The organism is Knoellia koreensis (genome assembly GCF_013041615.1).
Taxonomy (GTDB): Bacteria; Actinomycetota; Actinomycetes; order Actinomycetales; family Dermatophilaceae; genus Pedococcus; species Pedococcus koreensis.
In genome coordinates, this window is sequence record NZ_JABEPQ010000001.1 from 1287847 (window position 1) to 1312690 (window position 24844).

A 24844-nucleotide genomic window follows, 5' to 3' on the forward strand; every position below is an offset into this window, starting at 1 on the left:
TCTGCTACGCGCTTTGCGCAGCCACGTCCCGGATCCGCTGCGACACCACGGTCGTCACGCCGTCACCACGCATCGAGACGCCATAGAGCGCGTCCGCGACCTCCATCGTGCGCTTCTGGTGGGTGATGACGATGAGCTGGCTGGAGTCGCGCAGCTCCTCGAACAGCGTGATGAGGCGGCCGAGGTTGGCATCGTCGAGCGCGGCCTCGACCTCGTCCATGATGTAGAACGGGCTGGGCCGGGCCTTGAAGATCGAGACCAGCAGCGCGACCGCCACCAGCGACCGCTCGCCACCGGAGAGCAGCGACAGGCGCTTGATCTTCTTGCCGGGCGGGCGGGCCTCGACCTCGATGCCGGTGGTGAGCATGTTGGCCGGGTCGGTGAGCGTGAGCCGCCCCTCACCGCCGGGGAACAGCCGTGAGAACACCTGCTCGAACTGCGCCGCCGTGTCGTGGTATGCCTCGGTGAAGACCCGCTCCACCCGCTCGTCGACCTCGCGGACGATGTCCAGCAGGTCGCGCTTGGACTTCTTCAGGTCCTCGAGCTGCTCGGTGAGGAACTTGTGGCGCTCCTCCAGCGCGGCATACTCCTCCAGCGCCAACGGGTTGACGCGGCCGAGCGCATTGAGCGCCCGCTCGGCCTTGCGCAGCCGCTTCTCCTGCACCTCGCGCACGTAGGCCACCGGCTCGACCTCGACCTCGGGGTCGTCGTCGGGACCCGGCACGTGCGGCACGAGCTGGTGCGGACCGAAGTCTTCCATCAGCACCTCGGGCTCGATGCCGAGCTCCTCGACCGCCTTGGCCTGCATCGCCTCGATCCGCAGCCGCTGCTGGGTGCGGGCGACCTCGTCACGGTGGACGGTGTCGGTGAGGTCGCGCAGCTCGTCCTGGAGGGCGGCGACGCCACGTCGCACCTGCGCCAGCTCGGTGTCGCGTTCGGTGCGCTCCCGCTCGGCCGCCGCGCGCTGTCGGGCGGCCGTGTCGAGGGCGTCCGCGATGACAGTGGCCGCGTATGCCGCCCCGTGGGCGACTGCCTGGGCCACGGTCGCCTCGCGCTTGCGGCGCTCCTGGCGAGCGGCCAACCGTTCCCGGGCGGCGAGCTCGTTGCGGGCGGCACCCTCGAGGGAGTCGGCGCGACCCTTGAGGGCGCGGGCCCGCTCCTCCTTGGTGCGCAGCGTGAGCCGCAGCTCGGTCTCGCCGGTGCGGGCCCGGCTGGCCTCCAGCTCGAGCCGGTCACGCTCGTCGGTGCTGGGCTCCTCGGCCTCGGCCGGCTCGGTGCTGGCCTCGTCGAGCCGCTCGGTGAGGGCGGCCAGCTCGGTGCGGTCGTTCTCCAGCGCCGCCTCGGCGTCGGCGATCGCGCGCTCGGTGCGCTCGGCCTCGGCCTTGGCGGAGCGGACGGTTGCGCCGAGGTGGCCGAGCCGCTCGGCCACGGCGGCCATCTTCGCGTCGGACTCGTGCAGCGCCTCGAGGGCGCTCTCGACCTCGTCGTTGATGGTGCGGTGCTTCTCCTGGGCCGCGTTGAGCGCGAAGCGCGCCTGCTCCCCGCGGCGAGTGGCGTCGGCGACCCGGTCGCGTGTCTCGTCGACCGCCGACTGGATCTCGATGAGGCTGGGTGCGCTCGTGCTGCCACCACGGACCCAGCCAGGCGCGAACACGTCGCCGTCTGAGGTGACGGCGGTGATGCCCTCCCCGCGGGCGGCGAGCGCCGCAGCGGCTGCGGCATCCGGCACCAGGGCGACCCGGTCGAGCAGCTGCTCGACCGCGGGACGGACGGTGGTGGGGGCCTCGACGACCTCGCGGGCCCACACGGCGCTGCCGTCGAGGGCCGGCCACGAACCCGGGTCGGAGGTGACGGCGGTCTGGCCGACCAGGAAGGCGGCCCGTCCGGCGTCGTCGTCACGCAGGGTGGTGATGGCGGCAGCAGCCGCATCGACCGACTCGACCGCGAGCGCGTCGCCGGCCCAACCGAGCGCGGCGGAGATGGCGACCTCGTGCCCACCACTGACCTGCAGCAGCGAGGCGACGGACCCGACGATGCCGTGGCGGGAGTCGGCTGCGGCCAGGAGTGTGGCGGCTCCGTCCTTGCGCGACAGGCTCAGCTCGAGCGCCTCGAGCCGGGCGGCGGCGGTGGTGCGGTCACGCTCGGCGGTGCGCTCGGCCTCCCGGAGCTGCTCGACCTCGGCCTCGATCTCCTCGAGCTTGGCGGCGGCGGTCTCGTAGGTCGAGTCCAGCCCCTCCTCGCCCTCCTCGTCGACGGCCACCGAGGCCTCGAGCCCGGCGAACTCCTTCTCGGCGACACGGGCACGCTCGAGCGACTGCTCCACGATGCCCCGCAGGCGCCCGATCTCGGCCTCCCCGGCCTCGATCCGGCTCTTGCGCGCTCCGACCTGTCCGGCGAGCTTGGCCAACCCTTCGCGACGGTCGGCGGCGGCACGGGCGAGGCGCTGGAGGCGCTGCTGCTCCGCGGCATACGCCCGCTCGAGCTCTTCGCGGCCGGCGACGGCCGCCTCGAGTGCGGCCTTGGCGTCGCGCACCTCGGCGAGCAGGTTCTCCTCCTGCTTGCGCGCCTCGGCGGCCTGCGCGCGCAGCTCCTCGGGGTCACGGCCGGTGGTCTGCTCGTCCTGGGTGTCCTGGGAGAGGAGGCGCACGCGCTCGGCGGCGAGGGACTCGGTCGAGGTGAGCTTGTCGCGCAGCTGCTGGAGGGCGAACCAGCGCTCCTGCGCGCGGTTGAGCTCGGGCGCGGCCTCCGCGGCGCGCTGCTCGAGGGTCTGGAGGCGGGACCGGGCGTCCGCGAGCCCCTCCTCGACCTCGGTGCGCTTGGCGATCAGGGCGGTCTCGTCGGCGACCTCCTGCTCGAGGGTGGAGGTGAGCTGGACCAGGTCGTCGGCGAGCAGGCGCAACCGGGCGTCGCGGGCATCGGCCTGCACCATCGCGGCCTTGCGCGCGGCCTCGGCCTGGCGCCCGAGCGGGCCGAGCTGGCGCCGGATCTCACCGGTGAGGTCGGTGACGCGGGTGAGGTTGGCCTCCATCGCCTCGAGCTTGCGCAGCGCCTTCTCCTTGCGCTTGCGGTGCTTGAGGACCCCGGCGGCCTCCTCGATGAACCCGCGGCGCTCCTCGGGGGTGGCGCGCAGCACGGTGTCGAGCTGGCCCTGGCCGACGATGACGTGCATCTCGCGGCCGATTCCGCTGTCGGACAACAGTTCCTGGACGTCGAGCAGTCGGCAGGAGGTGCCGTTGATGGCGTACTCCGAGCCACCGTTGCGGAACATCGTCCGGCTGATGGTGACCTCGGTGTAGTCGATCGGCAGGGCGCCGTCGGTGTTGTCGATGGTGAGGCTGACCTCGGCGCGACCGAGCGGCGCGCGGCCGGCGGTGCCGGCGAAGATGACGTCCTCCATCTTGCCGCCGCGCAGGCTCTTGGCACCCTGCTCACCCATGACCCAGGCGAGCGCGTCGACGACGTTGGACTTGCCGGAGCCGTTGGGGCCGACGATGCACGTGATGCCGGGCTCGAGGCGCATCGAGGTCGCCGAGGCGAAGGACTTGAAGCCCTTCAGGGTCAGGCTCTTGACGTACACGAGCGGGGTCGCTCCTCGGGTGTGGCGGCCGGTGCCGGCGGGCGGCTCCCGGTGGATCGGGGCAACCCTACCCGCGCGCGTGAGCCGGTCCACGCACCTCGCCCGCCCCTGCGTTGCCTGTGCCTCGTGTGACTGAAGTGACGCCTGAGTCGGGGCGCTGGGTACGTGGGAGACGCCCGGCGTCAGTCGGTGGAGTCGGCGATGGCTTCGTGGTGGTGGATGACCTCGGCGATGACGAAGTTGATGAACTTCTCGGCGAACTCGGGGTCGAGCCCGCTCTCGTCCGCCAACGCCCGCAACCGCGCGATCTGGCGCTCCTCGCGCGCGGGGTCGGCGGGCGGCATACCCTCGCGCGCCTTGAGCTCGCCCACGCGCTGGGTGCACTTGAAGCGCTCGGCGAGCAGGTGCACGAGCGCGGCGTCGATGTTGTCGATGCTGGCGCGCAGGCTCAGCAGCTCGGCCGGCGTCGGTGTGGCGTTCGGCTCGGAGGCGGGGGAACTCACCCGGCAATCGTAGGTGCGGCCGCGGCGACGACGTCCGGCTGTCTCAGATCCTCACGCAGCTGGTCGTTGTCGCGTTGCAGCCGGTCGACCAGCGCCTCCAGGTCACGCACCCGGCGGCGCAGTTCCACGGTCTCGAGCTCGCGCCGCGGGTCCACAGCAACGCGATAGCCCACCAGGGCCTTGGCCATGTCGACTCCTTCATCCGCAGGTGGCGGGGTCATGACCTGCGGCTCACCCCGAACGGGGCCACCTCTCAGAGTGACAGGGCACCTCGGTGGGGTCAATGGAGGAGGCGGGGCGGGTATGCCGCGGAGCTCACTTCTCGACGAAGCCCTCCACGTCGTCGCGGGCGACACCCCATGTGGTGACGCAGGTGTGCACCTCACCGGGGCGCAGCTTGGTGGTCGGCTTCTCCTCGAGCAGCGCCACGAGCTCGCGGATCTGGGCCGGCGTCCCTTGGGCGACGACCTCGACGCGGCCGTCGCCGGCGTTGCGGGCATGCCCCTCCAGGCCCAGCTCGAGCGCGCGGGCGCGGGTCCACCAGCGGAACCCCACGCCCTGCACCCGTCCGTGCACCCAGATGACTGCCCGCGCCGGAGAGTTCTCGTCCATACCTTCAGTTGTACGCCGGCAGGCGCGCGGTGTCAGCCACCTCGCGCCTGCTTGCGTCTGCGTCAATGGTTGCCATAGCCGCCATTCACGCAGACGCAACGAGTCAGGGGGTCTGGATGCGTCGGGGGCGGGGACGCGGGCGCGGCTGGCAGCGGGGGCACGAGAACGACGAGCGGTTCATGAACGCCTCGCGCCGCATCGGGGTGCCGCACCGGTCGCACGGCTCCCCCTCGCGCCCATAGGCGTGCAGCGACCGGTCGAAGTAGCCCGACGCCCCGTTGACGTTGACGTACAACGAGTCGAAGCTCGTCCCGCCCGCGACGAGCGCCGCCGCCATCACCTCGCGCGCATGGTCGAGCACCCGCGACAGCGTCGGCTTGGTGATCGAGGAGCACAGCCGCTCCCCGTGCACCTGCGCGCGCCACAGGGCCTCGTCGGCATAGATGTTGCCGATGCCCGCGACGAGCGTCTGGTCGAGCAGCGCGCGCTTGACGGCGACGTCCTTGCCCTTCATCCGCTTCACCACCGCGGCCTGGTCGAACGACGCCTCGAACGGGTCCGGCGCGATGTGCGCGATCGTCTCCGGCACGTCGTCGGAGGTCAGCTCGGCCAGCGCCATCCCACCGAACGTCCGCTGGTCGACGAACCTCAGCTCCGGCCCACCATCGGCGAAGACGAACCGCGCGTGCAGGTGCTTCTCGTCCGGTGCGTCCGCCGCCTCGACAAGCAGCTGCCCGCTCATCCCCAAGTGTGCGATGAGCCCCTGCCGACCCCCACCCGGCTCGGAGAGCACCAGCCAGAGGTACTTGCCGCGACGGCATACCCGCTCGACGCGGTTGCCGGCCAGCCGCGCACCCAGGTCCTCGGGCCCGGCCAGGTGGCGGCGCGCGACGCGCGTCCCGCGAAAGGTGGCGCGCTCGATGGTGCGTCCCGCGACGTGGTCGGCGAGGCCGCGACGGACCACCTCGACCTCGGGCAGCTCAGGCATGAGTCGGTATGCCGCGTGGTCGCCTAGGAGGGCGACCCGGCGGGAACGTCGTCCTCACCGTCGTCGGCCGCGGCCGAGCTGCCGTCGGAGCCGGCGGTCCCGAGCTTCTGGCTGCGCGCCGACAACGAGCGCCAGGCCAGCTCGGCGGCGCGCTGCTCGGCCTCCTTCTTCGACCGCCCGGTGCCCTCACCGAGCACCTCATCGCCGACGACGGCGCGGGCGGTGAAGGTCTTCTCGTGGTCGGGGCCCTCCTCGTCGACCCGGTAGTCCGGGACACCGAGGGTCGAGGCAGCGGCGAGCTCCTGCAGCGAGGTCTTCCAGTCGAGCCCGGCGCCGAGGGTGGCCGACTCGGCCATCAGCGGGTCGAGCAGGTGGTGCACCAGCACGGCCGCCGGGTCCATGCCCGCCGACAGGTAGACGGTGCCGATGACGGCCTCCATCGTGTCGGCGAGGATCGAGGCCTTGTCGCGGCCACCGGTCGCCTCCTCGCCGCGGCCGAGCCGGACGTGGTCACCCAGCCCGAGGGTGCGGGCGACGTCGGCGAGCGCCCGCATGTTCACCACGGCGGCGCGCAGCTTGGCCAGCTGCCCCTCCGCGAGGTCGGGGTGCGCGGTGTAGAGCGTGTCGGTGACCACGAGACCCAGCACCGAGTCGCCGAGGAACTCGAGGCGCTCGTTGTTGGGCAGGCCACCGTTCTCGTAGGCGTACGAGCGGTGCGTGAGGGCACGCAAAAGCAGCGACTCGTCGACGGGCGCCCCGGTCACCTCGACGAGGTGAGCGGCGAACTCGGCGACGGGTCGCTGCGACGCGCTGTCCGGCATACCAGTCGGACCGGAGGGACTCACGCGCAGCCCAAGGGGGTCAGCCCTGGTGCTCGGTGCGCTCGGCGGTCGTGTAGTGACGACCCTTGTAGTAGCCGCACGACGGGCAGGCCACGTGGGGCTGCGTCGGCTGCTTGCACTGCGGGCACGTGGTCAGCGTGGTCGCGGTCGCCTTCCAGTTCGCACGGCGCGAACGGGTGTTGGAGCGCGACATCTTCCGCTTCGGGACAGCCACGTCAGTTCCTCTTCTCTTCGGTGTCGGCAGCCAGCGCCTGGAGCGCGGACCACCTGGGGTCGATCACTTCGTGGTGGTGGTCCGGGTCGTCCGCCAGCCGCGCTCCGCACTCGGAGCACAACCCTGGGCAGTCTTCCCGGCACACCGGCTGGAACGGCAGTGCAGGCACCATCGCGTCCCGGAGCACCGGTTCGAGGTCGAGCAGGTCGCCCTCGAGGTGGTGCTCGTCTGCCTCGTCGTCCTCCGACGCCACCTCGCGGTGGTGTGCGGTGCGCTCGGCGTACGCGAACAGCTCCTGGAACCGCACCTCGAGAGGGATCTCGACGGGGTCCAGGCACCGCACGCATGCGCCGGTCGCGACTGCCTTCGCCGAGCCGGTGACCAGCACGCCCTCCACGACGGACTCGAACCGCAGGTCCAAGTCGATCGGGGCGCCCTGCGGCACCGCGATGACGTCCGTGCCGAGGTCGGCGGGTGCCTCGACGACGCGCTGGACCTGCTCCATCGAACCGGGACGACGACCCAGGCTCTTGGTGTCGAAGACCAAGGGGGACCGGGGGTCGAGGTGGTTCATGGCTCCAGCAGACGTCGAGTGACTCGGATCCGGCCTCGGATGAGACGCAGACCGACGCACGAGATTACCTGAGCACGGGTCACCTTCCCAAATGCAGGTATGCCGCGTGCTGCCGTCAGTCTGCCCCGGCACCACCCGGGCCCGCGACCTGGCCGGTGGCGGGGTCGGCGGCTGGGTCGGTGAGCTGCTCGTCGAGGGCGCGGCCGAGCACGGGCGCGAGCGTGCGGACGTAGGTGGCGGTGAGGTGGTCGGCGGGCCGGTGGACCGCGACGTTGCCGACCACCAGGGGGCACCGCTCCCCCGGGCAGATCCAGTCGGTGAGGTCGACGAGCCGCACTGCTGGTGTCGCGGCCGCAGCGACGGCCTCACGCTGCTGGGGCAGGGCGGTGGCGGTGACCGCGGCGTCGCGGTCGAAGGCGCAGCGGCGCAGGGAGGTGGCGTTGCGGGCGGCGCAGACATCGACGTCGCCGGGCGAGGCGGGGCTGTCCCCCAGCACCGCGACGGGTATGCCGGCCGCCGCCAGCTCGCGCCAGCGCTGCGCCCACCCGGCGGTCATGGCTGCGGTCGTCGGTCGGCGCCCGTCCCACGCGGTGGTGGCGTGGCCGGAGGTGACGACGAGGTCTGGTGGTTCGGCGCGCAGCCGCGCCATCACGGCGTCGTTCCAGCGGTCGCACTGCGGGTAGGCCAGGCCCCGCCGCTGCGCCCGGCCGGCGGCGAGCTCGCACCCGGACTTGGCGTAGGTCTCGACCCGCCAGCCGCGCTGTGCCGCAAGCTCCTGGAGCGCCGGCAGCCACTGCAGCGTCGTCGAGTCGCCGACAAGGGCGACCGTTACGGACCCGGTCGGGTCGCCGAAGTCGCAGCGCTTGGCCCGCACGGTGGCAGGGCTCGCGAGGCAGCGTGTCGTCTCCGCGTCGGTGCGGTCGCGGCCCGCGAGCTGCGGGTCGGGGGCGACCCAGTCCCAGGCGTCGACGTCGTATGCCGCAGGGTCACCTGCTCCTGTTCCGGCCCCCTGTTGCCCGGGCGCAGGGGTGCCGAGGGTGGCGGCCCCGAGCTCGGTGACGGGCGGGCGTGCGGCGGACGCGGGTGCGGTGCGGAATGCCGAGGGCACGAGCAGCAGCGGCGCGGCGACCGCCACTCCCGCCAGCGACAGGCCCAGCCCGAGCGCCAGCACCGGTCGCGCCCGCCGGGCCAGGGCGCGGCTGTGGTGGATCGGTGCCTCGACGAAGCGGTGGGACGCCCACGCCGGCACCACCGAGGCGACGACGACCGCGACCTTCTCCGGGCCGGTCAGGCCGCGGTGCCACCACTCGGTGAGGATCACGGCCGGCCAGTGCCAGAGGTAGAGGGAGTAGGACAGGCCGCCGATCCACACCATCGGCGCGGTGCCGAGCAGCCGGACCGGTCCCCAGCGGTCACCGGTGGTGCCTGACCAGATCACGGCGGCGGCACCGACCGTCGGGACGAGGGTGAGCGGCCCGGGGTACCCACCGGTCTTCGGCAGCCACAGGGCGCTGGCGACGACGGCAGCGAGCCCCGCCCAGCCGACGCCGGCACGGGTGAGCGTCGCAACGCGCCCACTCCCCCAGTTGCCTTGTCCCACAGCGCACCACAACGCCAGGGCGCACCCGAGGCCGAGCTCCCAGGCGCGGGTCGTGGTGACCACGTAGGCGCGCGACGGCTCCAGCGGGGCCAGCCACACGGCATACGCGAACGACGGGATGGCGACCACGGCGAGGACCGCCGCGACCCAGCCGACCGTGGGGCGGCGACCGAGGCGGCGCAGGACCAGGGCGAGTGCGATGAGCGCCAGCGGCCACACGACGTAGAACTGCTCCTCGACCGCGAGGCTCCAGAAGTGCTGCACCGCCGACTGGCGCACCTCGAGGGTGGGTGGGTCGACGTCCTTGGCGGCGAACCTCCAGTTGACGACGTAGAGGGCCGCCGCGGCGATGTCACCACCGAGCTCACGGCGACGCAGGCCGGGCACGACGAACCAGCCGACCGCCGCCGTCACGGCCAGGACGAGCACGGCCGCGGGCAGCAGGCGCCGAATGCGCCGGCCGACGAACCGGGTCCACGAGATGGTGCCCGTGGTGGTGAGCTCGCGGACGAGCAGACCCGTGATGAGAAAGCCGGAGATCACGAAGAAGACGTCCACGCCGAAGTAGCCGTTCGGCAGGGGCAGGCCCGCGTGGTAGATCAGGACAAGGAGCACCGCAACAGCTCGCAGGCCCTCGATGTCGGGCCGAAAGCGTTGTGCCCGTGAGGTTTTCGCGCCCTTGGTCGAGGTCGCCGCTGGGGTGGCTGCGGGCGTCACTGGGGGCGGAGGCGCTCCGTCAGCGCGTCGCGCACGCGGTCCGAGACGAGGCCGCTGACGTCGCCGCCGTAGCGCACGACCTCCTTGACCAGCGAGCTCGAGACGTGCTCGAACTCCGGCGCCGCCGGCAGGAACACGGTCTCCACGCCAGACAGGTGCCGGTTCATCATCGCCATCGGCAGCTCGTAGGCGTAGTCGTTGCCGCTGCGCAGCCCCTTGAGGATCACGCCGGCGTCCAGGTCGCGGGCGACGTCGACGAGCAGACGGTTGGCGAACACCTCGGCGCGCACGCCGTCGACCCCCGAGCAGGTGTCGAGGACGAGGTCGCGACGCTCCTCGGGTGTGAACACGCCCTGCTTCGCGGGGTTGTGCAGCACCGCCACGACGACCTCGTCGTAGAGCGCGGCCGCCCGCCGGACCACGTCCAGGTGCCCGAGCGTGATCGGGTCGAAGGAGCCGGGGCAGACGGCGCGGCGGGGGTTGGCGCTCACGGCAGGCACGCTAGCAGCGAGTTGAGTGCCTGAGACCTACCCATGGGTCGGTCTCAGGCACTCAACTCGGTGGGTCAGTCCTCGTCGTCGTCGAGCAGGCCCTCGCGCTCGGCCTTCTTGACGATGCGGCGGACGTTCTCGATGTCGCCGCAGTCTTCGTCGAGCAGCTCGCTGCGTCGCTTGGCCCACTCCTTGCCCAGCTTCAGGCGGACGTCTTCGGACACGTCGGTGCGGGCCGGGTTGAGGATCGTCTGCTCCTCCTCGCCGATGTGGTGGTTGAGGGCGGTGGCGAGCTCCTCGACGGCGTCGTCGAACTTCTGGGTGTCGGTGCCCTTGCACTCCAGGAGGGCGAGCAGGGCCTCGTTGCCCTCGGCGTGCTCCTCCTCGCCGTGCTCGGCCTCGTGCTCGGTGATGGCGTCCTTGCGGCGCAGCTGGGTGTAGACCTTCTCCTCCTCGGCCTCACCATGGGCGATGAGGACGGCCGACAGCGCGGCGCGGGCGGCCTCGCGGTCGGCGGTGGAGTCGCGCAGGTCGCGCAGCAGGGTCTCGAACAGCCGGTGGTCGTCGAGGATGAGGTCCACGACGTCGCCTTCGGTCGGGCGCGGAATCTCGTATGTCGTCATGCGCCCATGATGGCTGACCTGCCCTTTCCCAGCACGCCGTGGGTGGCCCTCGCTGCCCGTCCCACGCAGCGGACACCCGGTTTGTGTCCTTCGCCGGCGTTTGTGACGGTGGAATGGCACTGACCTCCATGGGAAGGAAGAGCACCGTGCTCACCCTCACCGACAACGCCAGCACGATCGTCAAGACCCTCGTCGACCAGAACCTCCCGGGCGACGACTCAGGGCTCCGCTTCAGCCAGGAGGGCGCCGAGTCCGGCGGCCTCACCGTCACCACCGCCGAGTCGGGCCAGCCCGGCGACGCGCTCGTCGAGCAGGACGGCGCGAAGGTCTACCTCGACGAGACCGCAGCCGTGGCCCTCGCCGACCAGGTGCTCGACGCCAGCGTCGACGAGCAGGGCAGCGTCCAGTTCGCGATCGCACCGGCGGGCGGCGCGGGCGACCTGGGTGCCCAGAACGGCTCCCCCACCGCCTGACCCGTTTCGCACAACCCTCGTTGCGCGGTTTCCGCCGGGTTACCAACCCGAGGTATGCCGCGCAACGGGGGTTTTGCGTGTGGGCGGCGGAAACTCCGTTGCTCGCCACCGGCACCGCTCCTACGGTCGAGAGCATGGCAACGGAGCTGCACGCGATCACCTTCCGCGCCCTCGACCCTGCCGCGCAGGCGCGGTTCTGGGCCGAGCTGCTGGGCTGGCGCCCGGTCGACGACGCGGGTGACGGGCTCGCCCTGGAGGTCGGGGACGCCACCTACGGCGACACCGCGCCCGACGGAGGCGACAGGCCGGCATACCGGCTGCGTCTCGTGCCCAGCGACCGGCCCAAGGTGACGGCCAACCGGATGCACTTCGACCTCACGAGCGGCTATCCGGACGAGCAGGCCGAGAGTGTGGCGCGCGCAATTCGCTTGGGCGCCAAGCACATCGACGTCGGTCAGACGCCCGAGGAGGGGCACACGGTCCTCGCCGATCCCGAGGGCAACGAGGTGGATGTGCTGCCGGCGGGGCGTGGGACCTTCCTGAAGGAGACGGGGTTCACCGGCGCGCTGGCGTGCGACGGGTCGGAGGCGGTCGGACGGTTCTGGAGCGCGGCGCTCGACTGGCCGCTGGTCTGGGACCAGGACGAGGAGACCGCGATCCAGTCGCCGCGTGGCGGCACCAAGATCAACTGGGGTGGGCCGCCGCTCGACCCGCAGGTCCGGCCCAACCGCCTGCACTTCGACCTCGCGACCAGCGCCGACAGCGACCTCGACACCGAGGTGGAGCGACTGACCGCCCTCGGCGCCACGCTGGCCGGACCGGACTCGGGAGTGACGCCCTGCGCCGACGGGTGGGCCGTCATGCTCGACCCTGATGGCACCGAGTTCTGTGTGATGCCAACGGGATCCGCGTGACTCAGGCGACGCCGTCCGGGTGCAACGGCCCGGCGAACCAGACCGCCGTCTCGCCGTAGCGCCGCTCCCCCTCGAGCTCCCAGTCGGCGGGCCAGCGCGGCTGTGGCGTGCGCGCCGACCGCTCGACGACGACGAGCGCATCGGGCGTGAGCCAGCCGTGCTCGTCGAGCAGCTGGAGGTCGGTGGCGAGCGCGTCCTCGGACAGCTCGTAGGGCGGGTCGCTGAAGACGAGCGTGTACGGCTGGGTGGGCGGACTGGCGAGGACGCGGGCCACCTGGGCCTGGCGCACCGTGATGCCGGGTATGCCGAGTGCGGCCGCGTTCTGCTTGGTCACCTTCGCGGCGCCCCGGTCGGCCTCGACGAGCAGCACGTTCGCCGCACCCCGGCTGGCGGCCTCCAACCCCAAGGCGCCCGACCCGGCATAGAGGTCGAGCACGTGTGCGCCCACGAGCACGTCGAGGTGCTCGAGCCGGGAGAACAGCGCCTCGCGCACCCGGTCGCTCGTCGGGCGCGTCCCCTGCCCCGACGGTGTCGCGAGCGGCCGACCGCCTGCGCGCCCACTGATGATCCGCGTCACGGCGGCAACCTAGCGCGCCTCAGGGCCGGTGGACGTCGGGGTCGTCGCGCAGGGTGTCGAGCAGGAGGGCGAGGACCGCGTCGGGACGCTCCATCGCCGGCAGGTGGCCGGCCCAGTCGAGTTGGAGCCGCTCGGCGCCGGGGATCTGCGCGGCCAGGTGGTCGGCGACCGCGGTGAAGTGCGCGAAGTCGTGCCCGCCGCTGACGACGAGGGTCGGCACGGCGATGGCAGCCGGGTCGACCTCGACGCGTTCGGGCTGCGGCGGCGGGTCGAGCTCGTCGGCGGCCAGCTGGACTTCGAACGCCCGACGCTGCATCAACCGCAGCCGCTCGCGGGCGTCGTGATCGGCGTCGGGGCCGAGCAGCTGCTCGACGTTGAGCTCGACCGCCCCGTCGACGTCGCCCGCCTCGAGGAGCTCATCCTCCTTGGTGCCGAACGCCTCCTGCTCCGGGTCGTCGACGTCGAGCCCGCGGTATGCCGCGCAGAGGAGTACCAGCTCCTCGACCCGCCCGGGGTGCCTGGTCGCGAGCTCCATCGCCACGCGGCCACCCATCGACGAGCCGACGACACGGACGTGGTCGATGCCGAGGTGCGCGAGCAGCTCGTCGAGGTCGTCGGCGTCGGCGTAGGGGCCGCCCGGCAGGGCGCTGTCACCCCAGCCGCGCAGATCTGGCCGTACGACGGTGAAGGCGTGGCCAAGGGCGGGCAGCAGCGGCTCCCACATCCGGCGGTCGGTGGCACCGGAGTGCAGCAGCAGCACGGGCGGGCCCGAGCCCTCGACGTCATGAGCGAGCACCATGCCGCGAACGCTAGCGCCCCCCGCCCCTTGCTTGCGTCTGCGTTTCTGGCGGCTATGGCAACCGTTCACGCAGACGTCCCGCCCCGGGCTAGCGAGGAGGTATGCCGCGTGGTCACCAAGCGGTGCGCAGCCGCTCCAGGTGGGCGGCCCGGTCGGCCCGCGCCTGCAGGGCCTCGTCCAGGGTGACCTCGGTGAAGGTGACCTTGGTGTTCGGCGGCAGCTGGCCGATGACGTCCATGTCGGCGCTGATGACCGTCCCGACCATCATGTACCCGCCGCCAGAGACGGCGTCGCGGTGCAGGATGATCGGCTCCTTGCCCGAGGGGACCTGGATCGAGCCGATCGGGTAGCACGCATCGGTGATGTTGGACGGGTCGTCGCCGGCACCGAACGGCGGCTCCCGGTCGACGAACTCCAAGGGCGTGCCCCCCTTGAGCCGATACCCCACCCGGTCGGCCTCAGACCCCACGGTCCAGGTCTCCGTCAGGAACCGCTTCAACGACTCCGGCACCACGCGGTAGTCGTACAGACCCGGGATCATCCGCAGCTCCCGCTCCTTGCCGAGCGGCATGCGCAGCGACTCCGGCAGCTCACGCCCGACGTCAGCCACCCCGCCCGCGCCGACCGAGGATCCGGTGCGCAGCACGTCACCCGCCTTGAGCGCCCGGCCCTCGTGCCCGCCGAGACCGCCGAGGCCGTAGGTCGAACGACTGCCGAGCACCTCGGGCACGTCGATGCCTCCCTCGACCGCGACGTAGGCGCGCGCCCCGGCCGTCGCGAACCCGAAGCCCAGCGTCTGCCCGGCACCGACCTCGATCACCGTGTTCCCCGACCGCGGCTCGCCGTCGACGGTGGGCGTCATCGCGGCACCGGTGACTGCGACGCGCGTCGGCGCGCTGAACCGCAGCTCTGGACCCATGAGGGCGCATTCGAGGACGGCGGCCGTTTCCTCGTTGCCCAGCAACAGGTTTGCCGCGCGGAACGACAACTGGTCCATCGCGCCGGCCGGCGGGATGCCGAGGTGGTAGAAGCCCTGGCGTCCCTGGTCCTGCACGGTCGTCACGAGCCCGGGCTTGACCACCTCGATCGTGGTGCCGCCCTGGCGGGTCGGGTCAGCGGGTGCCATCGAGTGCCTCCAGGATGGTCGTCGGGTATGCCGCGGGGTCGGCCTCGAACTCCTTGAGGGAGAACGTGACCGGCGCCGTCGGCAGCTGGTACTCGTTCCGGTCCACGGCCTCGACGATCGCGTCGTACTCGGCGCGGTCGACGGGCCGGAACTTCACGATGTCGCCCGGCTTGAAGAAGATCATGAAGTCGCGCAGGTGCGCGGGCTGCTGCTCCGGGTCGTAGATCGGCACCGGCGTGATGCCGAACATCTGGTAGCCACCGGCGCCCCGCACCGAGTAGATGCAGCTGAAGCAGCCGCCGTAGCCGACCGTGAGCCGTGGTGTGTCCGTGCGCGGACGCAGGTACTTCGGCACCTGGATCTGCTTGCTGCGCTCGACCATCTGGTACATGAAAGGCAGCCCTGCCACGAAGCCGACCATCGACACGAACCACGGTGTGGCGGAGTGTGCCTCGATGAACTGCTCGACGTCGGCGTAGCCGTTGGCCCGCGCCGCGAACTCGAGGTCCGTCGAGTCCGGGTCCTGGTGGCGGTCTCGGAATCGCATCAGGGTCTCGTGCGTCCACGGGTCGCCGTAGTACACGGGGAACTCGATGACGCGTGTCTCCAGGGTCGCGTCATGGTCACCGATGCCCGCCTCGATCTCCTCGAGCTCGGCGCGCAGGTCGGCGACGCTGATGACGTCCGGGTCGAACCGCACCTGGTAGGACGCGTTGGCCGGACAGATCTCCGTCACCCCCGGGATCGCCCGGTCGGCGAGCTCCTTGGTGACGAGGATGCTGGTGAAGAACGCGTCCAGCGACATCGACTCGGACACCTCGACGAACAGGTGCTCGTCCCCGCCAAGGGTGTATCGACTGGGCATCAGTCCTGCCCCTCCATCCATTCCTCGATCCACGTGGTGTGGACGTCATTGGCGACGATCGCGTCCTGCTCCAGCAGCGTCCCGAAGAACGGCAGCGTCGTTGCGGGCGCGTCGATCTCGATCTCGTGCAGCGCGCGCCGAAGCCGGGCCAGTGCCCGCTCGCGGTCCTCACCCCACACGATGAGCTTGCCGATGAGCGAGTCGTAGAACGGCGGGATGCCGTAGCCGGCGTAGGCCATCGAGTCGACCCGCACCCCCGGCCCGAGCGGCCAGGTGAGGGTGGTGATCTCGCCCGGCGCCGGCAGGAAGCCGCGGGCGGGGTCCTCGGCGTTGATCCGCACCTCGATCGCGTGCCCGCGAGGCCGGATGTCCTCCTGCCGCCAGGGCAGCGACTCGCCCCGGCAGACCCGGATCATGGCGGCGATGAGGTCGACACCGCAGATCTCCTCGGTGATCGGGTGCTCGACCTGGATCCGCGTGTTCATCTCGATGAAGAAGAACTCGTGGGTGTCGGCGTCGTAGAGGTACTCCACCGTGCCGGCACCGCGGTAGCCGACCGACCGGGCAAGATCGACTGCTGAGGCGCAGATCGCTTCTCGCACAGCGGGATCCAGCACCGCAGCCGGCGCCTCCTCCCAGATCTTCTGTCGTCGTCGTTGCAGTGAGCAGTCGCGCTCGAAGAGGTGGATCGCGTCGACGCCGTCGCCCAGCACCTGCACCTCGATGTGGCGGGCCCTCGCGATGAAGCGCTCGAGATAGACCCCGCCGTCACCGAAGGCGGCCTCCGCTTCCTGTTGCGCCGCGACAATTCCCGAGCGCAGCTCCTCAGGGTCACGAGCGATGCGTATGCCGCGTCCGCCGCCTCCGGCGGACGCCTTGATGAGGACGGGGTAGCCGATGGTCTCGGCAGCCGCCACACCCGCGTCGGCGTCGGCCACGAGTCCGTCGCTGCCGGGCACAACCGGCACGCCCGCAGCCTTGGCCGTCTCGATCGCTCGGGCCTTGTCACCCATCTTCTCGATCGTGTCGGCGTCCGGGCCGATCCAGACCAGCCCGGCGTCGGCCACGCGCCGCGCGAACGCGGCGTTCTCGCTGAGGAAGCCGTAGCCCGGGTGCACCGCGTCCGCGTCCACCTGCGCCGCTGCCGCGAGCAGGGCGTCGGCGTTGAGATAGCTCTTCTTCGCATGCGCGCCACCGACGTTGACCGACTCGTCGGCGAGGCGGACCGCGAGCGAGTCCTCGTCCGCGTCGCTGTATGCCGCGATGGCCGTGATGCCCATCTCCTGCGCCGCGCGGATGGTCCGGACCGCGATCTCACCGCGGCTCACGACGAACAGTCGAGAGATTCCACCCATGCCGATCAGCCCGCCTCGATCCGCACGAGGACGTCACCGACGTCGACGGCGTCCTCGGCCTCGACGACGACCTCGACGACCGTGCCACCGACCTCGGTCGTCACCGGGTTGAACATCTTCATCACCTCGATGAGGCCGACGGTGTCGCCCGCGGCGATGGTGTCCCCCACGGATACATAGGGGTCCGACGCGGGCGACTCCCGGGTGTAGAAGGTGCCGGGGATGGGGGCGGTGACCTCGTGGATCTCACTCATGACTGTTCCTCCTGACTGTGCGGACCTCGGTGCCGGTCCTGCTGGTCGGTTCATCGTGCTGGTCGCGGCCCCCGCCGGGAAGGACTCTGGTGCTGGCTGTGGCGTCGGTCGAGGGCCTCATGCGGGGGCGGGCTCCTCCGGTCGGTCGGCGAGCCGCTGGTCGTCGACGGCGACCCGCTCGAACCAGGAGCGACGCCCAAACCGCAGCAACGCGGCATACAGTCCGGCCGAGACGACCACCGTGACGACGGGCGCCCACGTGGCGCCCACTCCGGTGAGCACCATGAGCAGGCCGAGTCCCGCGCCGGCGATCCACGCCGCGAGGCCGGCCGGGTTGAGGCCGGGCACGTCCTCCGCGCGGTAGACGACCCGGTCACCGAAGAGGCGGCGGTAGGCCGGCGAGAGGATGTGCGTGACCGCGATCGCGACCCAGCCGGTGACGAAGATCCCTTGGTAGTTCAGGGCGTTGAGGATGTAGCTGAAGACGTCGGTGGCCCGCATCAGCACGAGGACGACGACGCCGACGACGACCGCCCACACCCCCTTGGCCAGGCTGAGGCCGAGTCGCTGGAAGAACGCCTGCATGTTGACGGTGGCGAGGTAGTAGTTGGCGCTGTTGATGCGGGTCTGCGTGGCCCAGATGAACGCGAGTGCGACCCAGCCACCCAGCACGGTCAGCAGCTGGTCGACGACCCCTGTCTCGGAGACCTCGGCGACCTCGCCGGACGTGATGAGGAAGATCCCGACGAGCCCGTTGACCAGGAACGTGACGACGTAGAACGGGACTCCGAAGTTGATGCGCGCGTGGTAGTCGACGTCCTTGCGCGCGCCGAACCGGGCGTAGTCGAAGGTGAACATCATCAGCACCCAGACACCCATGTAGGCGACGTAGGCCTGGAGCCAGCCGGTGCTCGACGCCCCACCTGCCGGCTCGAAGGTGAGCCAGGCGTTGCTGTAGCCGTACTTCACCACGGTCGCGACGACGGCCGCGACGAGACCGAGCAGGTAGAGCGGCAGCAGGACCCCGTTGAGCTTGTCGAGGAAGCGTTGTACCGAACCGAAGACGAGCAGCACGGAGTAGGCGACGACGATGATGCAGGCGGTGCCGTAGTCGAGTCCGCCGACGACCTTGCTCGCGGCGACGGCGATGACCGAACCCTCGAAGATGGCGTAGTAGATGGCGGTCAGCGAGAAGATCGCGGTGGCGAGCAGGGCGCCTACCCGGCCGAAGAGGACACGCGAGAAGAGCGCGACCGAGAGCCCGGTGCCGACGGCGTAGCGGGCGAGCAGCCCGTTGACGAGCCCATACGTGATGACGGTGAGGACCATCGCGATGACCGTGTTGACCGTCCCGTACGCCGTGGCGAGCGTGGCCGCGAGGAAGATGTAGAACAGGGCACTGCACACGCCCCACCAGGCCATCGTGAGGGACAGCCGGCCGGATCGGGCCGAGTCGGGGATCGCGTGGGTGGCGGCGTCGACGCCCTCGTGGGAGGCGACGTCGTCGACGTCGAGACGTTGCTGGGGTGCGCTGGGCATGGGGGCTCCTAGGAGTGGGTGGCGAAGGACCGGACGGTGATGCCGGCCTCGTCCAGTGCGGCGCGCGCGCTCGACATGAGCTCGTAGGCGCCATGGGTGTCGCTGTGGATGCAGATCGAGTCGAACTCGATGGGGATGGTCTGCCCGTCGACGGTCTCGACAGTGCCGTCCTGGCAGGCCTGGATCACTTTGGCCGCAACGGCTTCAGCGTCCAGGGCTCCCACGTCACGGGTGAAGACGATGTGACCGTCCGCGCCGTAGTGACGATCGGCGTAGAACTCACGCACCACCGGTTGCCCCACGTCGAGGCAGGCCCGGTGGATGGCCGTGCCCGCCATGACGAGCACCGGCAGCGACGGCGCGACGACGCGCAGCGCCTCGACGAGCGCGGTGGCGAACTCGTCGTCGCGCGCGGCGTGCATGTAGAGCGCACCGTGGAGCTTGAAGTGCTGGAGCTCGACGCCGTGCAGCACCGCGAGCTCGCGGACGGCACCGAGCTGGTAGACCGCATCGGCGACGAGCTCGGCCGCCGACGAGTCGATGTGCCTGCGGCCGAAGCCGACCAGGTCGCGGAAACCGGGGTGCACCCCGACTCCGACGCCGAGCTCGACAGCGCGGGCGAGAGTGCGGGTGATGGTGGTCGGGTCGCCCGCGTGGAACCCGCAGGCGACGTTGATCGAGCTGACCAAGGGCATGATCCGGGAGTCGATGTCGTCACCGAACGTCCAGGACCCGAAGCCCTCGCTCATGTCGCAGTTGACGTCGACGGCGGTGCGCATCGGGCCCTCCTTGGCCGGTCTCCCGCGAGCGGCTGCTGCGGTGTCCCGAGACGCTAGGCCGACCCGGAGGTATTGGGAAGAACGCGTATTCGATTCGACATTATCGATTTTCCCGATACCTGAGCCTAGGGTGGGGGCCATGGGCTTCTCCCTGCGTCAGCTGCGCTACTTCGTCGCCGTCGCCGAGGCCGGCCAGATCAGCGCCGCCGCGCGCGAGCTCTATGTCTCGCAGTCAGCGGTGACGACGGCCGTTCAGGGCATCGAGCGCCAGCTGGGCCACACCGTCTTCGAACGCCAGGCGTACGGCGTCTCCCTCACCCCCACGGGGCGCGCACTCCTGCCCAAGGCCCGCCAGATCCTCGAGATGGTGGGCGACGCCGAGACCACCACGGCGGGCGACGACGCCGTCGAGGGCGAGCTGCGCATCGGGGTGAGCTACACCGTCTTCTCCTACTTCCTTCCCCACCACGTCCACCAGCTGTCGACCCGCTACCCCAGCCTGCGCATCCACTGGCGCGAGCTCAGCCGAACCGCGATCGAACGCCAGATCCTTGACGGCTCACTGGATTTCGGCCTCATCCTCACGTCCAACGTGACCGATGACCGAATCGAACGAGAGACGTTTGTCCACTCCCGGCGCCGGCTCTGGATGGCGCCGACGCACCCCCTCGCCGGCCGGGAAGGACTGCGCCTGGCGGACGTCGCCGAGCACCCCTACGCCATGCTCACCGTCGACGAGGCCGCGCGCACCACCCAGGCCTACTGGGGCCCGCTCCAGCCGCAGGTGTTCGTGCGAACCTCCTCGATCGAGGCCTGCCGCAGCCTGGTCGCCAACGGCAACGCGATCACCATCCTGTCGGACATGGTCTACCGACCGTGGTCGCTGGAGGGCCGACGGATCGAGACCTCGGTGCTCGCGGACCCCGTGCCCGACATGAGCGTGGGGCTCGCCTGGCGCCGCGGCACGCCCCTCACCCCCACCATGGCGGTGCTGCACGACTACTTCTCCAGCACGCTCCTCATGCCGCAGCTCCCCGCCCCGGGCACCTGACCCGGCGCGTGCTTGCGTCTGCGCTTCTGCCCACCAGCGGGGCAAGTTCGCAGACGTGGCAGGTATGCCGCGCGGCTGGGTGGGTCAGCCGCGCTCGAGGAACGCTGCCTGCTCCTCGTCGAGCCGTTCGGCGACGGCGGCGGCCAGCTCTGGGTGCTGCGTCAGCTCGGGGTCGTCGGCCACGAGCGCGACGGCGTCCTCGCGCGCGGCGTCGATCACCTTCTCGTCATTGAGTACCCGCAGCCACTCGAGCTGGTTGCGGCCACCGGACTGCCGCGCACCGAGCACGTCACCCTCTCGCCGCTGCTCGAGGTCGACCCGCGCGAGCTCGAACCCGTCGTTGGTGCCGGCGACCGCGTTGAGCCGGGTCACAGCGGGTTCGGCGTCGGAGCCGGTGACGAGCAGGCACAGCCCTGGGTACTGGCCACGGCCGACGCGTCCACGCAGCTGGTGCAGCTGGGACACCCCGAACCGGTCGGCGTCCATCACGACCATCACGGTCGCGTTCGGCACGTCGACACCGACCTCGATGACCGTCGTCGACACGAGGACGTCGACCTCGCCCCGAGTGAACCGGGCCATGACGGCGTCCTTGTCCTCAGGCGCCATCCGCCCGTGCAGCACCTCGATCCGCAGGCCCGCCAGTGCCGGCGTCTCGCGCAGCTGCTCCTCGACGGCATACACGCTCGCCATCTCGCGCGGCGCCTCGACCGGGTTGCCGTCCTCGTCGACCTCGGGCGGCAGGAACGGCTCCTCGTCGGCGCCGGCCTTCTCGTCGCCGCCGATGCGCGGGCACACCACGTAGGCCTGGCGGCCGGCGCGCACCTCCTCGGCGACGCGTTGCCAGGTGCGGTCCATCCAGTGCGGTTTGTCGCTGGGCACGACATGGGTGGCAATCGGCGAGCGCCCCCGGGGCAGCTCGCGCAGCGTCGAGGTCTCCATGTCGCCGAATACCGTCATCGCCACCGTGCGCGGGATCGGCGTCGCGGTCATGACGAGGACGTGCGGTGGCTGCTTCCCCTTCTCGCGCAACGCATCTCGCTGCTCGACACCAAACCGGTGCTGCTCGTCGACCACCACCAGGGCGAGGTCGAAGAACTGCACGTTGTCCTGGATGAGCGCGTGCGTGCCGATGACGATGCCGGCGTCGCCGGACGCTGCGTCGAGCAGTGCCTGCTTGCGCGAAGCCGTCGACTGCGAGCCGGTCAGCAACGCCACTCGCGTGCCGATGTCCGACCCGCCGAGCAGACCGCCCTCGGCCAGGTCGCCCAGCATGGCCGTGATCGACCGATAGTGCTGTGCCGCAAGGACTTCCGTGGGGGCGAGCAACGCAGCCTGGCCGCCCGCGTCGACCGCCGCCAGCATCGCGCGCAGCGCGATCACCGTCTTGCCCGAACCGACCTCGCCCTGGAGCAGCCGGTGCATCGGGGTGTCGCGCGCCATCTCGCGGGCGAGCGTCTCCCCCACCTCGACCTGCCCCGTCGTCAGCTCGAAGGGCAGCCGCTCGTCGAACGCCGCGAGCAACCCACCCTCACGCGGCATACGCCCCTGCGTCTTCTCGAGCGACTGCCGGTGCCGCCGCTGCGCGAGTGCGGTCTGGAGGATGAACGCCTCCTCGTAGCGGAGACGTTCGCGCGCGGCTTCCACGTCGGCCCAGCGCTGCGGCTGATGTATGCCGCGCAGGGCGGCCAGGCGCGAGGGGAGCCGTCGCGCGCGCGCCACCTCGGGCGGCACGACGTCGCGCACCTCGTCGAGCTGGTCGAAGACGAGGTTGAGGCTGTCGACGACAGTCCAGTTCTGGACGCCCTTGGTCTGCAGGTAGATCGGCAGCAGCTTGCGTCGCGCATCCAGCCCGTCGGAGTCCGGCGGCAGGATCTGGTAGTCGGGGTGGGTCAGCTGCCACTTGCGGCCGTACTTCCCCACCTGCCCGGCGAAGATGCCACGCGCTCCCGGCACGAGCCGGTCGATGTGCCCCCAGTGCTTGAAGAAGGTGACCTCCATGTCACGGGTGCCGTCGGTGATGGTGACGGTCAGCATCGTGCTCTTGGCCTTGTGCGCCGGGAGGTTCCTGCGGCGAATCTCCTTGGTAACCGCCTGTTTCACGTCGGCGACCACCACGGCGTACTGCCCCTCGTGCAGCTCGCCGAGGTTGGCGTCGAACGACGTGTACCGCCGTGGCCAGTACCGCAGCAGGTCGCCGACCGTCCTCAGCCCGCGCGCCTTCTCGAGCTTCTCGCCCGCCTTGGAGACGACGGACTTCAGCCTGGTGTCCTCGGTGACCACGCCTACTCGACTCCCACCAGCAGGGGGTAGTGCGGCTGCCCGCCGTCGATGACCGTCACGTCGACGTCGCGGTGGTCGCGGCGCACCGACTCCCACACCGTCTCGCCCAGGCCGGTCGGAGCTCCTTCTCCTGCAACGAGGGTCACGAGCTCGCCGCCCCCGGCGAGCAGCCGCGTCAGCACCTCACCGGCGACCGTCGCCAGGTCGGACCCCACGACCACGACGTCGCCGGCGACCGCACCCAGCACGTCCCCCGGCGCGCACCGGCCGGCACTCGTCAGCGCCTCCTTGCTCGCCACCGCCACGGCGCCGTGCCGCGTCGCCGCCGACGCATGGCTCATCTCGGTCGCGTTGCGGGCCGCCGTCGCCGACGCATCGAACACCGCCATCGCCGCCAGCCCCTGCACCGCCGTCCGCGAGCGCACGAGGTGCACGTCGATGTCCTCCTGCGCCGCGGCCGTGGCCGCCGCCTGGGCCGCCATTTCGGTGTCGCGGTCGTTGGGCAGCAAGATCACCGACGCCGCGTGCGAGGCCCGCACGGCGTCGAGCATCTGCCCCGCCGACGCCCGGCGGCCGGGTCCGCTGGACACCACGACCGCCCCAGCCTCCTCGAAGACGCCAGCCAGCCCGGGCCCGGCAGCGCACGCCACCACAGCGACCGCAGTCGCCGGACGCCGGTGTGCCGCAACCTGTTCCGCGAAATGCGTAACCCGTACGCGGTAGGGGCGCCCGGCCTCCAGCCCCGCCTCGATCGCGGCCCCGACGTCGTCGACGTGCACGTGGACGTTCCACAGGTCGGGCCCGCCGACCACGAGCAGCGAGTCGCCGAGCTCGTCGAGGGTGGCCCGCAGCTGCGCCGCCCGCTCCTCGTCGCTGTCGCGCAGGAGATACATGACCTCGTATGCCGGTCCGTCGGGCGTCAGGTCTGCCTCGCCCGTGGGACCGCCACCGTGGGCACCCATCGGGTCGACCGCGCGACCGACCGGACTCCACTCCTCGCGCCGCCGTAGCGACGGGTCGTCGGCGAACGGCTCCATCCGCATCCCCACGTGCGCGGCGTCCTGGTGGACGACTCGCGCCAGGGCCTCGAGCATCAGCACGTACCCGGCAGCCCCCGCGTCGACCACCCCGGCTCGCTCGAGCGCCTCCAGCTGTGACGTCGTCGCGGCGAGCGCCTCCGATGCCGCGTCGAGCGCAGCTTCGGCCACGGCCACGAGGCCGCGCTCCGCGGCATACCCGCCCGCATCGGCCGCCGCCTGCGCGACGGTGAGGATCGTGCCCTCGACCGGCCGGGTGACGCTCTGCCGGGCCCGGTCGCTGGCGCGGCGCAACCCGTCGGCCATGACGTGCGCATCCGCCTCGTCGACCCCGGCCTCGGCGATCGCCTCGGCAAACCCGCGCACGAGCTGGCTGAGGATCACCCCGGAGTTGCCGCGCGCGGTGAGCAGCATGGCGCGGGCCAGGCCGGTGCACTCCTGCTCGAGCGTGGCGCTGTCGAGCAGCCCGTCGCGCTCGTGCTCGACGCGCACCGCATCAAGCGCGGCGTCGAGGGTGAGGTAGAGGTTGGTGCCGGTGTCGCCGTCGGGCACGGGGTAGACGTTGAGCGCGTCGATCTCGGCCCGGCGGGCGGCGAACGCGGTGCGGGTGAGCACGGCCCAGCGCCGCGCGTCCACGGCGTTGAGGGCTTCGAGCACGGTGGCAGGCTAGTCTGCGTGGCGGTCGCCGGTGGGGAGGTCCGGTGCCGTTTTGGTCGTTCGGGCGGTGCTCGGCTATTCTTGACCGGTTCCCGTAACTCTCGTGTCGCTGCTGCATGCCGTGAGCCGTGAGGGCCGGGGCCTTCGACTTGTTAACCCGCGAAATCAGGAGAACACCCGTGGCTGCCAACTGCGACGTCTGCGGCAAGGGACCGAGCTTCGGTCACAACATCTCGCACTCGCACCGCCGCACCAAGCGTCGCTGGAACCCGAACATCCAGCGCGTCAAGGCGCTGGTGGGCGACGCGGGCGTGACCCCGAAGCGGCTCAACGTCTGCACCTCGTGCCTCAAGGCCGGCAAGGTCAAGCGCTGACCCGCTGACCTTCCGCACCG

At 71.3% G+C, this 24844-nt stretch carries 25 protein-coding genes; 4 read left to right on the forward strand and 21 right to left on the reverse strand.

Annotated features, from left to right (window positions below; all coding sequences use genetic code 11):
- Positions 1–4: 4 nt before the first annotated feature.
- From smc to HJG52_RS06340, 11 genes are all read right to left on the reverse strand, one after another.
- A complete protein-coding gene (smc, locus tag HJG52_RS06290) occupies positions 5–3577 on the reverse strand; it encodes a chromosome segregation protein SMC (protein ID WP_171242613.1) in 3573 nt (1190 codons plus the stop codon).
- A 182-nt stretch (positions 3578–3759) separates the two neighbouring features.
- On the reverse strand, positions 3760–4080 hold the full coding sequence (locus HJG52_RS06295; RefSeq protein ID WP_171242614.1) for a chorismate mutase: 321 nt from the start codon (positions 4078–4080) through the stop codon (positions 3760–3762).
- Positions 4077–4268 carry a hypothetical protein gene (locus HJG52_RS06300; protein ID WP_171242615.1) on the reverse strand — a complete coding sequence of 64 codons (192 nt, stop codon included), beginning with the start codon at positions 4266–4268 and terminating at the stop codon, positions 4077–4079. The genes HJG52_RS06295 and HJG52_RS06300 overlap by 4 nt, the downstream gene beginning before the upstream one ends.
- Positions 4269–4395: 127 nt before the next feature.
- The gene (locus tag HJG52_RS06305; protein WP_171242616.1) at positions 4396–4692 is read right to left on the reverse strand and encodes an acylphosphatase; all 297 of its coding nucleotides are present in this window, start codon (positions 4690–4692) and stop codon (positions 4396–4398) included.
- A gap of 103 nt (positions 4693–4795) precedes the next feature.
- Complete coding sequence (gene mutM / locus HJG52_RS06310) at positions 4796–5680, reverse strand: bifunctional DNA-formamidopyrimidine glycosylase/DNA-(apurinic or apyrimidinic site) lyase (protein ID WP_171242617.1); 885 nt, start codon at positions 5678–5680, stop codon at positions 4796–4798.
- 23 nt (positions 5681–5703) lie between these two features.
- Complete coding sequence (rnc, locus tag HJG52_RS06315) at positions 5704–6501, reverse strand: ribonuclease III (RefSeq protein ID WP_171243123.1); 798 nt, start codon at positions 6499–6501, stop codon at positions 5704–5706.
- A gap of 40 nt (positions 6502–6541) precedes the next feature.
- On the reverse strand, positions 6542–6736 hold the full coding sequence (gene rpmF, locus HJG52_RS06320) for a 50S ribosomal protein L32 (RefSeq protein ID WP_171242618.1): 195 nt from the start codon (positions 6734–6736) through the stop codon (positions 6542–6544).
- Position 6737: 1 nt separating this feature from the next.
- The gene (locus HJG52_RS06325; RefSeq protein WP_171242619.1) at positions 6738–7310 is read right to left on the reverse strand and encodes a YceD family protein; all 573 of its coding nucleotides are present in this window, start codon (positions 7308–7310) and stop codon (positions 6738–6740) included.
- 115 nt (positions 7311–7425) lie between these two features.
- Positions 7426–9627, reverse strand: coding sequence for an acyltransferase family protein (locus HJG52_RS21550; RefSeq protein WP_171242620.1), 2202 nt, complete (start codon positions 9625–9627; stop codon positions 7426–7428).
- On the reverse strand, positions 9624–10118 hold the full coding sequence (gene coaD / locus HJG52_RS06335) for a pantetheine-phosphate adenylyltransferase (protein WP_171242621.1): 495 nt from the start codon (positions 10116–10118) through the stop codon (positions 9624–9626). The genes HJG52_RS21550 and coaD overlap by 4 nt, the downstream gene beginning before the upstream one ends.
- A gap of 74 nt (positions 10119–10192) precedes the next feature.
- Positions 10193–10741 (reverse strand): hemerythrin domain-containing protein, encoded by a 549-nt coding sequence (locus HJG52_RS06340; protein WP_171242622.1) that lies wholly within the window; start codon positions 10739–10741, stop codon positions 10193–10195.
- 146 nt (positions 10742–10887) lie between these two features.
- On the opposite strand from HJG52_RS06340, the gene HJG52_RS06345 reads away from it, so the two are divergent.
- Both HJG52_RS06345 and HJG52_RS06350 read left to right on the forward strand, forming a co-directional pair.
- A complete protein-coding gene (locus HJG52_RS06345) occupies positions 10888–11214 on the forward strand; it encodes a Fe-S cluster assembly protein HesB (RefSeq protein ID WP_171242623.1) in 327 nt (108 codons plus the stop codon).
- A 134-nt stretch (positions 11215–11348) separates the two neighbouring features.
- Entirely contained in the window at positions 11349–12128 is a 780-nt protein-coding gene (locus HJG52_RS06350) for a VOC family protein (protein WP_171242624.1), read from the forward strand.
- Between the two features lies 1 nt (position 12129).
- On the opposite strand, the gene rsmD is transcribed toward HJG52_RS06350, so the two are convergent.
- The 8 genes from rsmD to HJG52_RS06390 form a co-directional block, all read right to left on the reverse strand.
- Entirely contained in the window at positions 12130–12705 is a 576-nt protein-coding gene (gene rsmD, locus HJG52_RS06355) for a 16S rRNA (guanine(966)-N(2))-methyltransferase RsmD (protein ID WP_171242625.1), read from the reverse strand.
- A 19-nt stretch (positions 12706–12724) separates the two neighbouring features.
- A complete protein-coding gene (locus tag HJG52_RS06360; RefSeq protein ID WP_171242626.1) occupies positions 12725–13504 on the reverse strand; it encodes an alpha/beta fold hydrolase in 780 nt (259 codons plus the stop codon).
- A 112-nt stretch (positions 13505–13616) separates the two neighbouring features.
- Positions 13617–14630, reverse strand: a complete 1014-nt coding sequence (locus HJG52_RS06365) for a 5-oxoprolinase subunit C family protein (RefSeq protein ID WP_171242627.1) — start codon at positions 14628–14630, stop codon at positions 13617–13619.
- The gene (locus HJG52_RS06370) at positions 14617–15495 is read right to left on the reverse strand and encodes a 5-oxoprolinase subunit B family protein (RefSeq protein WP_171242628.1); all 879 of its coding nucleotides are present in this window, start codon (positions 15493–15495) and stop codon (positions 14617–14619) included. The genes HJG52_RS06365 and HJG52_RS06370 overlap by 14 nt, the downstream gene beginning before the upstream one ends.
- The gene (locus HJG52_RS06375; RefSeq protein WP_171242629.1) at positions 15495–16850 is read right to left on the reverse strand and encodes an acetyl-CoA carboxylase biotin carboxylase subunit; all 1356 of its coding nucleotides are present in this window, start codon (positions 16848–16850) and stop codon (positions 15495–15497) included. The genes HJG52_RS06370 and HJG52_RS06375 overlap by 1 nt, the downstream gene beginning before the upstream one ends.
- Before the next feature lie 5 nt (positions 16851–16855).
- A complete protein-coding gene (locus tag HJG52_RS06380) occupies positions 16856–17104 on the reverse strand; it encodes an acetyl-CoA carboxylase (protein WP_171242630.1) in 249 nt (82 codons plus the stop codon).
- A gap of 117 nt (positions 17105–17221) precedes the next feature.
- On the reverse strand, positions 17222–18643 hold the full coding sequence (locus HJG52_RS06385; RefSeq protein ID WP_171242631.1) for a purine-cytosine permease family protein: 1422 nt from the start codon (positions 18641–18643) through the stop codon (positions 17222–17224).
- An 8-nt stretch (positions 18644–18651) separates the two neighbouring features.
- Positions 18652–19422: a 5-oxoprolinase subunit PxpA gene (locus HJG52_RS06390; RefSeq protein ID WP_171242632.1), complete on the reverse strand. Its 771-nt coding sequence runs from the start codon at positions 19420–19422 to the stop codon at positions 18652–18654.
- Between the two features lie 139 nt (positions 19423–19561).
- Here HJG52_RS06390 and HJG52_RS06395 point away from each other — a divergent pair, with 139 nt between their 5' ends.
- The gene (locus tag HJG52_RS06395; RefSeq protein WP_171242633.1) at positions 19562–20473 is read left to right on the forward strand and encodes a LysR family transcriptional regulator; all 912 of its coding nucleotides are present in this window, start codon (positions 19562–19564) and stop codon (positions 20471–20473) included.
- Positions 20474–20557: 84 nt separating this feature from the next.
- On the opposite strand, the gene HJG52_RS06400 is transcribed toward HJG52_RS06395, so the two are convergent.
- Both HJG52_RS06400 and HJG52_RS06405 read right to left on the reverse strand, forming a co-directional pair.
- Positions 20558–22756, reverse strand: a complete 2199-nt coding sequence (locus HJG52_RS06400; RefSeq protein WP_171242634.1) for a DEAD/DEAH box helicase — start codon at positions 22754–22756, stop codon at positions 20558–20560.
- Between the two features lie 2 nt (positions 22757–22758).
- Positions 22759–24450, reverse strand: coding sequence for a DAK2 domain-containing protein (locus HJG52_RS06405; RefSeq protein WP_171242635.1), 1692 nt, complete (start codon positions 24448–24450; stop codon positions 22759–22761).
- 179 nt (positions 24451–24629) lie between these two features.
- Between HJG52_RS06405 and rpmB the strand changes: the two genes are divergently transcribed.
- The gene (rpmB, locus tag HJG52_RS06410) at positions 24630–24824 is read left to right on the forward strand and encodes a 50S ribosomal protein L28 (protein WP_055814433.1); all 195 of its coding nucleotides are present in this window, start codon (positions 24630–24632) and stop codon (positions 24822–24824) included.
- Positions 24825–24844: the final 20 nt, after the last annotated feature.

Bases quoted from the DNA above. Each gene is read 5' to 3' on its own strand.
- HJG52_RS06390 (WP_171242632.1), bottom strand. From the start codon at position 19,422: ATGCGCACCGCCGTCGACGTCAACTGCGACATGAGCGAGGGCTTCGGG.
- HJG52_RS06380 (WP_171242630.1), bottom strand. From the start codon at position 17,104: ATGAGTGAGATCCACGAGGTCACCGCCCCCATCCCCGGCACCTTCTAC.
- HJG52_RS06340 (WP_171242622.1), bottom strand. From the start codon at position 10,741: ATGACGACATACGAGATTCCGCGCCCGACCGAAGGCGACGTCGTGGAC.
- rnc (WP_171243123.1), bottom strand. From the start codon at position 6,501: ATGCCGGACAGCGCGTCGCAGCGACCCGTCGCCGAGTTCGCCGCTCAC.
- HJG52_RS06350 (WP_171242624.1), top strand. From the start codon at position 11,349: ATGGCAACGGAGCTGCACGCGATCACCTTCCGCGCCCTCGACCCTGCC.
- HJG52_RS06305 (WP_171242616.1), bottom strand. From the start codon at position 4,692: ATGGACGAGAACTCTCCGGCGCGGGCAGTCATCTGGGTGCACGGACGG.
- HJG52_RS06375 (WP_171242629.1), bottom strand. From the start codon at position 16,850: ATGGGTGGAATCTCTCGACTGTTCGTCGTGAGCCGCGGTGAGATCGCG.
- HJG52_RS06385 (WP_171242631.1), bottom strand. From the start codon at position 18,643: ATGCCCAGCGCACCCCAGCAACGTCTCGACGTCGACGACGTCGCCTCC.
- HJG52_RS06370 (WP_171242628.1), bottom strand. From the start codon at position 15,495: ATGCCCAGTCGATACACCCTTGGCGGGGACGAGCACCTGTTCGTCGAG.
- HJG52_RS06395 (WP_171242633.1), top strand. From the start codon at position 19,562: ATGGGCTTCTCCCTGCGTCAGCTGCGCTACTTCGTCGCCGTCGCCGAG.
- HJG52_RS06360 (WP_171242626.1), bottom strand. From the start codon at position 13,504: ATGGTGCTCGCTCATGACGTCGAGGGCTCGGGCCCGCCCGTGCTGCTG.
- HJG52_RS06365 (WP_171242627.1), bottom strand. From the start codon at position 14,630: ATGGCACCCGCTGACCCGACCCGCCAGGGCGGCACCACGATCGAGGTG.
- HJG52_RS06300 (WP_171242615.1), bottom strand. From the start codon at position 4,268: ATGGCCAAGGCCCTGGTGGGCTATCGCGTTGCTGTGGACCCGCGGCGC.
- mutM (WP_171242617.1), bottom strand. From the start codon at position 5,680: ATGCCTGAGCTGCCCGAGGTCGAGGTGGTCCGTCGCGGCCTCGCCGAC.
- HJG52_RS06325 (WP_171242619.1), bottom strand. From the start codon at position 7,310: ATGAACCACCTCGACCCCCGGTCCCCCTTGGTCTTCGACACCAAGAGC.